12 protein-coding genes are annotated in these 11,770 nt (G+C 32.6%); 9 read left to right on the forward strand and 3 right to left on the reverse strand.

Annotated features, from left to right (window positions below):
* Positions 1-418: 418 nt before the first annotated feature.
* A complete protein-coding gene (locus A5819_RS08550; protein ID WP_086278371.1) occupies positions 419-697 on the forward strand; it encodes a hypothetical protein in 279 nt (92 codons plus the stop codon).
* Positions 698-930: 233 nt separating this feature from the next.
* On the opposite strand, the gene A5819_RS08555 is transcribed toward A5819_RS08550, so the two are convergent.
* Complete coding sequence (locus A5819_RS08555; protein WP_086278373.1) at positions 931-1,638, reverse strand: helix-turn-helix domain-containing protein; 708 nt, start codon at positions 1,636-1,638, stop codon at positions 931-933.
* Between the two features lie 351 nt (positions 1,639-1,989).
* Between A5819_RS08555 and A5819_RS08560 the strand changes: the two genes are divergently transcribed.
* The 4 genes from A5819_RS08560 to A5819_RS08575 all read left to right on the forward strand — a co-directional run bounded on the left by A5819_RS08560 (position 1,990) and on the right by A5819_RS08575 (position 5,310).
* Positions 1,990-3,039: a replication initiation factor domain-containing protein gene (locus A5819_RS08560; RefSeq protein ID WP_086278375.1), complete on the forward strand. Its 1,050-nt coding sequence runs from the start codon at positions 1,990-1,992 to the stop codon at positions 3,037-3,039.
* 188 nt (positions 3,040-3,227) lie between these two features.
* Positions 3,228-4,457, forward strand: a complete 1,230-nt coding sequence (locus A5819_RS08565; RefSeq protein WP_086278377.1) for an IS110 family transposase — start codon at positions 3,228-3,230, stop codon at positions 4,455-4,457.
* 161 nt (positions 4,458-4,618) lie between these two features.
* Positions 4,619-4,948, forward strand: coding sequence for a hypothetical protein (locus A5819_RS08570; protein WP_176271393.1), 330 nt, complete (start codon positions 4,619-4,621; stop codon positions 4,946-4,948).
* A 14-nt stretch (positions 4,949-4,962) separates the two neighbouring features.
* Positions 4,963-5,310 carry a dihydroorotate dehydrogenase (quinone) gene (locus A5819_RS08575; RefSeq protein ID WP_086278379.1) on the forward strand — a complete coding sequence of 116 codons (348 nt, stop codon included), beginning with the start codon at positions 4,963-4,965 and terminating at the stop codon, positions 5,308-5,310.
* Positions 5,311-5,767: 457 nt separating this feature from the next.
* On the opposite strand, the gene A5819_RS08580 is transcribed toward A5819_RS08575, so the two are convergent.
* Together A5819_RS08580 and A5819_RS08585 are read right to left on the reverse strand one after the other, a co-directional pair.
* Positions 5,768-6,064, reverse strand: a complete 297-nt coding sequence (locus A5819_RS08580; protein ID WP_086353033.1) for a hypothetical protein — start codon at positions 6,062-6,064, stop codon at positions 5,768-5,770.
* A gap of 268 nt (positions 6,065-6,332) precedes the next feature.
* The gene (locus A5819_RS08585) at positions 6,333-6,845 is read right to left on the reverse strand and encodes a hypothetical protein (RefSeq protein WP_086353034.1); all 513 of its coding nucleotides are present in this window, start codon (positions 6,843-6,845) and stop codon (positions 6,333-6,335) included.
* 254 nt (positions 6,846-7,099) lie between these two features.
* Between A5819_RS08585 and A5819_RS08590 the strand changes: the two genes are divergently transcribed.
* The 4 genes from A5819_RS08590 to A5819_RS08605 all read left to right on the forward strand — a co-directional run bounded on the left by A5819_RS08590 (position 7,100) and on the right by A5819_RS08605 (position 11,413).
* On the forward strand, positions 7,100-7,417 hold the full coding sequence (locus A5819_RS08590; RefSeq protein ID WP_086353035.1) for a hypothetical protein: 318 nt from the start codon (positions 7,100-7,102) through the stop codon (positions 7,415-7,417).
* A gap of 412 nt (positions 7,418-7,829) precedes the next feature.
* Positions 7,830-7,934 carry an LPXTG cell wall anchor domain-containing protein gene (locus A5819_RS20085; RefSeq protein ID WP_086353036.1) on the forward strand — a complete coding sequence of 35 codons (105 nt, stop codon included), beginning with the start codon at positions 7,830-7,832 and terminating at the stop codon, positions 7,932-7,934.
* A gap of 418 nt (positions 7,935-8,352) precedes the next feature.
* Positions 8,353-9,063: a hypothetical protein gene (locus tag A5819_RS08600; protein WP_086353037.1), complete on the forward strand. Its 711-nt coding sequence runs from the start codon at positions 8,353-8,355 to the stop codon at positions 9,061-9,063.
* 1,141 nt (positions 9,064-10,204) lie between these two features.
* Entirely contained in the window at positions 10,205-11,413 is a 1,209-nt protein-coding gene (locus tag A5819_RS08605; RefSeq protein ID WP_086353038.1) for a hypothetical protein, read from the forward strand.
* Positions 11,414-11,770: the final 357 nt, after the last annotated feature.

The raw sequence follows: 11,770 nt of genomic DNA on the forward strand, positions 1-11,770 counted from the left end.
ATTTGAAAATCAAGAAACTGCTTATAATACAATATTATTGATTTATAACTATTCATATGAAAAAGAAGATAATAAAAGAGTTAGCATTACTAATCAAAACTATCAAATTGATTTTATAGGAGTAGCAAGTTATTTAGATGAATAAATGATATAAAAAAGGCACTTTATCACGAGACTGGTAATCAAGTGATAAAGCCTTGACTAGTAAGAAATAAGCTCACTAATCAAGTTGCCAATAGCTAACAAAAGCTAACTGTATTTATTGTACAAAAATTCAAGAGACTTTTCTAGTCTTTTCGGATGTTTATTTGAAGTACAATAATGCAGATAGAAAATGTGAAGTTATTGAAACGGTATTGGTGAGGAGTCAACCACCGATACCGTTTTTTCGTGTATCAAAAAGTAAAGGAGTGAAGAAATGATTCAAACAGAAAATAACCAACCAATTAAAGAAATTAGTCACCAAGACATTTATGCACTTTATGACAGTTGGGAACAGCTTCAATCGTGGCAAGAAGTATTGCTTGTGCTAGACAAATTCTTTAACGATAAAAAGAGACCTATAGACAAGCAACAGATAGCCAGAAATTACTATGCGTGTTCTCAAGTATTCGATTTGTTTCATGTAGATTTTCGTCAGTTATTGGAAAGAATGGAACAACAATTAGTGGAGTTGCGAAGCAAGAAAAAGGTTTAGAGGGGTTAGAATGCTATTTTGCTAGATTCTGAGGGTGAAGAAAGAAGGTTTTAGAAGAACAAATTCATCTGCTACAGAAAACGGTCGGCATGTTACGCTAAAAAAGATCGAGGAACTAACTAAGGTGATAGCTATTTTGTGAGTTCCTCGGGCACTGACAAAGGTACATGCCTACTAATAAAAGTCAATGGCGATGAAATCGACGAAGTGAACCATTTACTTTTATTAGAGTGTTATTTGGTTGGTGGATTGTACTTTCTCATAATTTGTTTAGCAGAATAATAATTGTACAACTCCAAAAGATTATTAAAACTAAAATGGTTAAATTCTTTCAATAAAATATTTTTCGCTTGCTCGTCACTGGTAATAATTTTATTGTAATACTTATTTGTTTCTGGATTGTACTGTTCAACATTAATGTGCTCACCTTGATTTTTCATTTCAATAGCGGACTGCATGACAGCTTGACTGTGTTGTAGAAACTGCTCCATTTCAACGTCTTGAATAGACTTTGTGATAAGATCGTTTTCCATTAATTCATCACTAGAAACAGAAAGACTGTATGCTAACTTTTCTAATAGCTGTGGAGAAGGTCGTTGACTCCCATCTTCAAGTCCAGATAATTGACTGACTGAAATGCCAATTTTTAAAGCAAGTTCATCAAGAGTTAGTTTTTCTTCATTTCTTAACCGTTTTAAATTTCGAGCAAATGGTAACTGGATATGAAAATTACTTGTTTCTTCCTCTGTATAGAGGTCATTAGCAGAAACATCTAGTGCTTGCATGATTTTTTCAAGTGTTTCGGTTTTAGGGTCAACTAAGCCTTTTTCAATTTTCAATAGACCTTGAGCAGTAATACCAATAGTTTTGGCTAATTCTTTTTGTGAAATATTCTTTTGTTTACGAATAGCGACAATATTTTTTCCGATATGATTGGACAAGAGCTCACCTCATTCGAGTTTTAATTTTATTAGGTTAATTTTAACACAAATTAAATTAAATTCCAGTATAATTTATCTTGACAAATAAAAAACTTTAGTTTAATGTTTAGTTGTATGCAATTTAACTTAGGAGATGTTTATGTTTGGTCGTGGTGCCATGCGCGCGACGCCCCCAAGGCAGGAGCGCAAGCAATGAGTGCCAACGACCAAACCGAGCGAAGCTCGTTGGAGGGGCGCAAAGTAACACCGCCCTGACATTTACCAAAATTTGAATAGAAACATTGATATACCAACGATTATTGCTCTTTGAAAACTGCATTGAAACAGCCAAATTTGAAAGGGGGTGAAAAAATGAAGACAAGTAGAAAAAAGTTATCTGTACTGATTGATTGGCTGACGATTATCTTTGAAGAAACAGACGCTTACACAGTGATAAGAAGTTATCTTGATTTACCACTTGACGCTTTTGAAAAAGATTATAGGGGCATTCAATACAAAGAATATGATACTCGCTATACGTTTGGACAAATCATACTTTTCAGTATTGAACAACAACCCGATAAACAAGAATGTTATCTAACACTAAGCGGTGAAGGCTGTCGTCAACTTGAGAAGCACTTGAAAAGAAAGAACCAAACATGGGAACCTTTTTTAAGAAATTGCTTTTCTTATTCAGATTCAGTGGTTCGTATGACACGATTAGATGTGGCAATTGATGATAAAAACGTAGTTCCGTTCTTTACTATCAAGGAATTATATCAAAAAGCTGAAAATGAGCTTTATCAATCAATTAGCCAAACACATAGTTACACAGAGAGTAAGTTCTCTCTAAATGATGGGGCAAAAACACTCTATATTGGTGCAAAAAAATCACGTGTTCGCTTTCGTTTCTATGACAAGGACAAAGAACAAGCCTTAAAACAAAAGTTACCAATGGACAATTTAAACAGTTGGAAACGGACAGAAATTCAATTGAGAGACGAGTACGCTACACAAATGTGTTATCAGATAGCGTTTAGTCAAAAGAGCTTAGGCAAGCTGATATTTGGATTTTTGAAAGAGAATCTGACCTTCTATACTGAAACAGGCGAGTTATTTCGACCATGGCAACGATTTTTAGGAAGTGTTGAACCGTTAAAATTAACAGCTACAACAGAACTTACTACACTACAAGATACGCAAAACTGGCTTGAAACAGGTGGTATATTAGCGATTCTCAAAGGCTTTAAATTATTGGAAGATCACAACGCTTTAGGCAATCTTCAATCGGTTGAACAACTGTTACCTCAAGCATTATTTAGTCGTTCGTTTAGTCAAAAACTCGTTACTCATGTATCCATGCTTAATCGAATTGACCTAGTAAAAATGATTCAAGACCAAACAAAAAAAGCAGAATTTTAAACACAAGAAACGAATTTCTTAGATTCAAAACTCTACCCTAGACAAGTTGAGTATACCATAATTTAAGAAATTCTCCAATTCAAGAAATGGGATAGGCTGACGCTTTCTTGCCCACTGCTCGTAACTTTGAGTATGTAGAGGCTTCAAACCGAGATTGCCACTTATTGCTTGGATAGAACTGGAGGACTATGGACAGAACCAAGTATTTGTATGTGGGTATGGACATACACAAAGAAACCCATACCGCTGTATTATTGAATTACTTAGAAGAAAAACAAGGTGAAATCACCATTACGAATACCTTACAAGGATTTCACAAGTTAGAAAATCATGTATTGAAACAAAAAGGCGAACTGATTCCAATTTTTGGGTTGGAAGACGTGACCCACTACGGCAGAAACCTCTCTATTTTTCTATTAGATAAAGGCTATCCAGTAAAAGAAGTAAATCCTTCATTATCTTTTATGGAACGTATGAGTTACGCTAGTACTAAGAAAAATGATAGTTGGGATGCACAATGTATTAGTGCTGTTCTTATGAGACGTTCTCACCTTTTACCAGACGCAACGCCCCAAGATTATTATTGGACAATGCGCCATATTGTGAACCGAAGAAATGCGTTAGTCAAAAATTTAGGTGGACTGACACGACAATTTCATGAACAACTACAAGTTGCCTATCCAAGTTATAAACATTTTTTTCATGAATTAACCTGTGCCACTTCCCTAGCTTTTTACGAAAGATTTCCATCAGCTAATCATTTAAAACAGGTATCAGAGGAAGAGCTAGGAGCATTTTTACGAGTTCCAAGTCATAACACTTGTTCAACGAATCGAGCAATAAAAATTCTTGATTTAGTAGAACAAGAAAAGCAACCAACCTTAGACTATCAACAGGAAAGAGATTGTCTTGTTCGAAGTATTGCGCAACAAATTCGTTTTATCCTAGGAGAAATTAAAAGTATTGAGAAGCTCGAAACAAACATGTATCGACAATTAGGGTATCAATTGGAAACAATACCAGGTGTGAAAATCGTAACAGCTTGTTCATTAGTAGCCCATATAGGTGATATACACCGGTTTTCTAGTTCCCATAAATTAGCGAATTATGCCGGAGTAGCCCCCTTACATTTTGGGTCGGCGGGAAAAGGAAAAGACGTACAAAACAAGTCACAAGGGAACAGAAATCTCTATTCCACTCTTTACTTTTTAGCCGTACAACAAATTTATCTCACGAGCAAAGGAAAACCAAGAAATCCAGTGTATCGAGCGTACTTTGAGAAAAAGATATCTGAGGGAAAGACCAAGATACAAGCGCTAATCTGTATTATGCGCAAGCTCATTCGAATAATTTATGTCATGATGAAGAAAAAAGTCGTTTATGAACTTCCAGAACTGAAACAGACGGCTGTAAGTTAGTAGAAATGTGTTAGAATGTTGGTAAAGCAATGTTCTAACACAAATTCTTAAAGGCATATTTCAGCCCAGAGAAAGCCAGTGGAGCTAATGTTCCGAAACTTTCTACTTTAACTGAGGCAGAGCAGTTAAAGTTAGCCAATCAATATAAGAAAAAATCTCCAGTGAATATTCCAGAAAATGCAAATATAAAAGCTCAATCTAAAAATGGATATGAACAAATATCTTATAAGTGGAAAGAAAATGGAGAAACAATTGAAGCGCGTTGGCATACTAGAACACTTGGAGCACCAGAAGGACAAGGGAATACATTTGTTGTTGAAAAAACTATTCCAGGAACAGCAGATGGTCAACGATGTTCACAACAAATATTAGTAGGAGAAGATAAATGGGTTAGTAAAAATGATTGGCAAAAAGCAATAACAGACAGAAAAAATGGTGTTAGTACACCTGAACAAGATAAAATGTTAACAGATGGTCACTGGAAAGAATAGAAAGGATGCCATATATGGATAATTATTATGAAGGATTTGAGGGAAACCCTGAAATTGAGATTTATACTTTTTCGGAAAATGAAAAGATGGGTATCGAAATGTGGGATGGGTATTTTGATGAAATAATGAGAGCAATACAACCAGTAAATGGCGAGTGGCAATCTTTAGCATATTACTATAATTTGTATGAAGGTTGGTATGATGAAAATCCTTGGGAAATTCCAAATAATCAAGAAGCATTACAACAATTTGAGTCAATTGATAGATCAACATTAGGCGAAGTTTCCCAAGAGATATTAACAAAAATAATAAAATTATTAAAAAACAATTCAAGTAACAGTATTTTTATAGAATACACATAAAATAAAAAAGACACTTTACTATCTGATTGACGTCAGTTAGTAAAGCCTTGACTAGTAAGTTCGAACTCACTAAGCATTGATACTGATGAAATTTTTATGAACTGGTATGAAGAAATCAAAAAAGCAGTAGACGGATAAGAAGGAGGACAACCATACATGATTAAATTATTGAGAAAAAGAACATATGGTGAAAAGCGGACTTTAGATGGATTAGTGGATGTCCTTACCACCATTTTAAGTTGCTTGTAAAGTAGCTTTTAATAACACACTTCCCCAATAAAGATAAAAGAGATCCACTAAAACGGGAAAACCAGAAACCTTATTATATCAAGGTTTCTGGTTTGATTTAGAGGTAGACCAATTGATTTTGGAATTTTGGGTTGCTGAAAGGGTTGATTTTGTTGGAACTTGGTATAATTCTTTATTATGTTAGCTAGACAATTAAGTAACGATGATTTTATAAATTTTTTCTTATCAGTACACAGTATCCGTTTTTTAATGAATAGTTATATTTTGATAGAAGTGCAATTATTTTTTGTTCTACTTTTGAAATATTTTTCTCTGCGTACATTTTTTGGTTTGCTCGCCAAGTAAACAACCATAACAAAGGACCTCCTAGAAACCAAAATAATGTATCTTGATTTGACGGACAATAGGGTAGCAATTTGGCAATAATCACTGCAGTACAGTCAGAAAAAACATAATCTTCCTTTTGTTTTTTTAAATCTTCATACAACTCATCTATAGAACTCAATTTTCATAACCACCCTTTTTTTTAATAAAATAATCCCCTTTTTATGATAAAGTAATATATAACTAAAAGTAAAGGGATATAGTATGCAAAGCGATGTTAGGATCAAATATTACAACTTAACATGAAAAAAATTCAAACAAATGATTACTGAATGAAATGAAACTAAATGGTCTATTTGTTGTTTGTAGACTTGTTAGAATAGAAAATAGCCTGGTGATTTATACTGAATGGTGATCAAGATCTTGACTCAAAAAAGGAGTTAGAAAGCTTATAGCATATCTAACTCCTTTTTTACTACGTCAATGCTAAACGTATATTCAGGTGTCATACTACGATATGGCGTTTTAGCAAGGAATGCCATTGCAGAGGACTGTAGCCGTGAATTTAGGTCAATGTCTTCAGGATAAGATTTCAACAGTTGAATCATGTTGTTGTTAATGCCACTGATCGAACGGTTATAGGAATAAGAAATTTCCATTCTGCCAGCTCTAAGAAAGTATCTTTTTAGTTGATAAGGTTTGTTTGTACTATAACCAAAAACATGTTCAATGCCTTCTTTTATATAAATAGAAAGCTGTTGTTTGTTTTTAGTGTTGATATCAGACAAAACAATTGGAGAAAAGGACAAATCATTGACCAAAACTAAAACATTTTTTCTGTCTAAAGTAAAATAATTTGCATGCCAAGAGAAAAAAGAACGTTCAGTTGAGCTAGATGTAGTAGTAGAAACAGGAAATTCACTAAAAAGTGGTAGTGATTTTTTGGTAGGTACAATAATCATAAGTAAACTCCTTTGACATTAATCATGAGTACAGTATAACACACAAAAAAACAAAGTTTTAAAGTACATTGTGTACTTGTACCAATAATATTCGCTAAAAAGACTATGTCAAACCTATAAAAAGCAAGCTATTTTGATGTCAAATATCTTATATAGCTAAATTAAGTGATAACTAAAAATTTTTATTGAACAACTATATATATTATAGTATTATACATTATGCAATACTATAATACATAAAATGGGGTTCTAACTTGAAAAATTTAAAAATATTTTTATCGATGTGCGCATTAGTTCTTATAAGTGCTGGATGCAATAAGAATAATGGTATAGAGAAAAATACAAATACTTCAATTGAGCAAGTCTCTGATTCAAAAAAAGCTAAAATGAATACTAAAAAAGGGGAAGTATCAGAAACTAAACAGCAAGCAGTAGCAGAACAGCAGGCATCAGAACAACAAGATGATCCAAATTGGGGCAATATTTTTTCTGATCCCAATTTATCTTCAGAAGATTATCAACGTTTAGGAAGAGAAAAGGGAGAATATTATAGAAATAAATACGGGCAATAATTTCAATGCTTCATTGGATTTTTTAATAATTAGGATAGGGTAGAGATTTTTCTCTCCTATCTATAATAATTTAACGGGGTTCGAAACAAAAGTTTCTGGTTTTTTCAATTTTACTGATATTGATAATAATCGATAGTTAGATATCTACAATAATGCTACTATTAAAGATATCTATGCTAAAAAAGGTAATGTTTTGTATTACAAAGATAATGATAAGTACTTAACTGTTGGCGATTATTCTGGAAAAGATGCTGCTGATGAATTTAATGGTTCTAGGTAATGGCTAACATACACTTATGGTAGAACTTCAAATTTTACGATTGTTTTTCATGAGCCTAAATCAATAATATTATCAGCGTTAAATGAAGAGTTGCTTTATGAAAAAAATGCGGTGTTGCCATAAACAGGCGAAATGAACTCACCAATACTAACAGTAATGGGCACTATGATTATACTAGCAAATGGGGCTTATGTATTTATTTTTAAGAAAAAAAAATTACTCGCTAAGTTACGATAACCCGATTATTATGTTTAATATTTTTTCTAGTACACCTTCTAAAATTTGTTAAACCTTACATAAATTTTGTTTCATTACGTCTTTTCTTCTTCTATTATTTAAAATAAGGTTATCGATGAACAATTCACTATTCTATGATAATCAGTAATTTTTTCGCCAATACCTTCCAGCTCTTTCAAGATTTCTCTAGAAGTAGTTTTAACGGAACATATTTTCAAAAATTTCTGAGCAATAAAAAAGAACTACATTAAAGAATTAGTACCTGTCCTAAAAAATATTAAGCTGAAAAACTTTCTGGAATGTCTCTTAAAAGGGATTTTGCGACCTTTTTGATAAATTAACTTTACAAATAAAAAGTATTGTTTTATAATAAGTTGTATTAATTATTGATATAATTTATATAAGAGGGGGATTTTAAATGAGAATTAAAAAGGTACTGTTTATTTCAATGTTAGGAGTTTTTCTTAGTTTAGTAGTAGGGACTTTAAAAGGAAACGCCGAGCTACCAGGAGATCCATTTGCTGATAGAGCAGCTGGCCAACAGATGTCGATCTGGAGAGGTGGACATTATTATGGTTATGGAATAGATGGGGGGCGGTCTTCATACGAATTTGGTACGAACATTAATATCAGTTATGATGCTCGTAAGAATGCAAAAATTATTTTGGAGTTAGAACCTGGAACTATGGGAGGCTTTTTACCTCATAAAATAGGTTTTTACAATACGCGATCTTATAATAACGTTGACAGAAGTATCAGAGCTAAAGAATCTTTGGTGGAAATAAATCTCTATAGACGTATTAAAAAAGCAGATGGTTCATATACATATTGTGATCCTGTAAGTATTTTGCCGGAACTATTGAGAGATGGAAAGGTTAGTTATTATACAAATTCAGGAGAATTTTTAGGGGCTCCGAGTACCTTTATAAATAAGATCATAATTGATCTAGGAGAACGATTAAATAATGGAGATGTTGCCATTAGTATTCCGTGGATTGAAACAGCTTCGTTAGGTGATACTTTTTATTCAGGATATCCTAAAAGTGATGCTACATTTACTTCACGAATAATTGCTGATGGGTTTTCATGGCATGGTGTGGAACATGGTGAATACGACTTCACTTATTAAGGAATATAGAGATATATAGTTAAGTTAATATCTAATAAAGTAGATAAGCAATCTGGATATTTGAGAATAGAGAGTAAAAAACATCATGAGAAAATTTATGGTGTTTTTCTTTATCTTAAAGTCAATCTGTTCTGATGAAGATAATTAGTGAATAAAATAATATATATAGAATTGTTTACTAAGTTCTCGCATCAATGGAACATCAAGAAGAGAATAGACCCAACTAAGAAAACAGTCGAAACGGAAAAAAACTAGAGAAAACGATTTAATCAAAAGTAGACTTTTTATATTTAACATAGGTACGAGGAGCAATGAAAAAAATTATTCATATAAGCAAAACCTCACGGATAGCTGCAACATAAAATCATATCACATTTTTAAAAATAAAATCGATTTATCGACCTCCATTGGTTTTCGTGAAAAAGCAATCCTCAACTAATCTAAACGTACTAAAGCAATTTGAGTTGTGTTATGCAGTAATTGGTTACTTCAATCAGTCTGCCAACTAGTGCGACATTTTTATGCTTCTTCTTCATATTCGTCATTATATCTCTCTAACAGTTTTTTTCAATGTTGAATCAAAAACCAACAACTAGATACGTTAGTTGTTGGTTTAGTAGAATTTCTGGTTATTTAAATAGATTGAAAAAGTTTGATGTTGCATCTAACCAATATTGGACAATATTTACCCACATGATTCTCAGCCCCCTTTTATCTTGATAGTATAATAAGTATAAACCAATACGTCATTTTTGTCTACATTAATATTCTTAAAGTTAAAAAAAGTAGTTAATTATTTTTGGTAAAACTTTTTATAAATTCACGATAAAGGCTATTTTTATATTTTTCTCCTGAAAGAATAGATCTTCAAAAATTCAGAGTCTAGAAGAAATAATATATCAAAAGTAATAGGTGGAATTTTCAGTGCTAAAAACACTCATCTTTTGTGAAAGAAAGAAGGGGCAGTTAGTATAGAATTAGTTAGTTGTCATAAATATTTTTAGACCAATACAATGCTATATTTTTTAGTAAGTATTAACTGATAAAATAGACTTTTCGCTTAAATTTTTCAACAAGACAATCTAGTTAAATGCTATAATTTTTCTGTACACAATATAATAATAGATAGGGGAGCATGAAAATGAAAAAAAGAGGATTAATTTTATCAGTAATACTAGCTATTGCAGGGTGTTTGTATATTGGAAAAACAGACGTATTTGCTGAAAATGGAGCAACGAATCAGCGAGTAACTATAAATCAGTTGACACCGGAGTATTGTAATGTAGGCGGGAAAATAATGGTGAATATTTATCATCAAGCTCAACTTGAAAAATTGACAAGCATCACTCATGGGGATACTTATTCAGGGAACACTAGCTTAGATACTGTATCTACAAAACATGTTTATCAGTTAGAAGGGGATAATCTAAAAAATTTTGTCGGCAGTGATGGTATTTTGAAATTGTACAACACTTCAGAGATGATGACGTTAGAGATGGTGCAATCAGCAGCAGAATATTGGAATACTTTAGCAGGTACTAAAATTGTAGAAATTGTGCGCACTCAAGCGGAAAGTGATGAAACAATTCGTGATAGCGATACCAATGGGATCATGGTAAACGGGAAAATTACTTATCCATTAGGTGGTCAAACGTATAATGGTGAAGGAATCTTGTTCTATCCAAACCATTGGCATCTGGATGAGACAACATTACCAGATGCCTTTAAGAACAATTGGAAAGAAGCCACGTTGATTCATGGAATTGGTCACGCATTAGGAATTCCGCACTTAGGCGGTGGTGCTGATGGTGCAAATGCAATTAGAGATAACGTTTTAGGAACCGAATTTATGAGTTCATGGGCGGTAGGGGTGCATGGAAGTCCATTGGAAAATATAAATGGTGTCAAGAGTAGCAAAATAGATGCTGCAGCTTTGGCTATGGCTGGCTTAACTTGGGAGAAACCGAAAAAATTGGCTTCATGGTTGTTTTCTGAGGAAGATACTTGTGTTGTTTATAATAACGGGAATATTGCTTCCTCTGTACCTTATGGTGTTGAGCTTGATTTCAAGGGAAATTATATTCAAGCCAAACAAATTGTTGATCAGTACTTATTAATGGGGGAAAAGAACTATAACGTTTATCGTGTAACTGATGATGTCCTAGAGAATCGTCATTTTGAGCGAGTTTCAAACTATACAACGACAAAAAATTTAAATATAAACAACAAGATTATCCATGTTATCGGTTACTACCCATCCACGAAAGGTAACCCGTATTATAGAGTTGAGGTGGAGAATCAAGAATATGTAATTAACTCAGCAGTATTTGTTGATAAGGTTCGTATTTGAAAAATAAAGCATTTTATATTTTAAGAAACTGACTTAATGAACTTATCAAGCGTTTTTAATTTCATTAAGTCGGCTTCTATTCTTAAAAATAGATTATCAAAAATGTAAAAAAATCACTCGAATAAAATCAAGCAACTATAATCATAATGTTAGGGTATTAAAAGTTACGGTTATAATTTGAAAAACATTATAGCTAATACAAAAAAGTATGTCAGTTTTTTTTAACTTAGTTTAGTTCCATTTTTTTGCTACTTCTGTTCACACTATAATAGTGTGTTGGAATTATTATTGGTTAGGGAATACATATAATTGGACATATTATTCAAACGTTGTTTTCGACGCAATATGTATCAGGAC

The organism is Enterococcus sp. 7E2_DIV0204 (assembly GCF_002140855.1).
GTDB classification, from domain to species: domain Bacteria; phylum Bacillota; class Bacilli; order Lactobacillales; family Enterococcaceae; genus Enterococcus_L; species Enterococcus_L lemimoniae.

Coding starts and splice junctions, on each gene's coding strand:
- A5819_RS08550 (WP_086278371.1), top strand. CDS start 419: ATGATTCAAACAGAAAATAACCAACCAATTAAAGAAATTAGTCACCAA.
- A5819_RS08560 (WP_086278375.1), top strand. CDS start 1,990: ATGAAGACAAGTAGAAAAAAGTTATCTGTACTGATTGATTGGCTGACG.
- A5819_RS08565 (WP_086278377.1), top strand. CDS start 3,228: ATGGACAGAACCAAGTATTTGTATGTGGGTATGGACATACACAAAGAA.
- A5819_RS08575 (WP_086278379.1), top strand. CDS start 4,963: ATGGATAATTATTATGAAGGATTTGAGGGAAACCCTGAAATTGAGATT.
- A5819_RS08585 (WP_086353034.1), bottom strand. CDS start 6,845: ATGATTATTGTACCTACCAAAAAATCACTACCACTTTTTAGTGAATTT.
- A5819_RS20085 (WP_086353036.1), top strand. CDS start 7,830: ATGAACTCACCAATACTAACAGTAATGGGCACTATGATTATACTAGCA.
- A5819_RS08600 (WP_086353037.1), top strand. CDS start 8,353: ATGAGAATTAAAAAGGTACTGTTTATTTCAATGTTAGGAGTTTTTCTT.
- A5819_RS08605 (WP_086353038.1), top strand. CDS start 10,205: ATGAAAAAAAGAGGATTAATTTTATCAGTAATACTAGCTATTGCAGGG.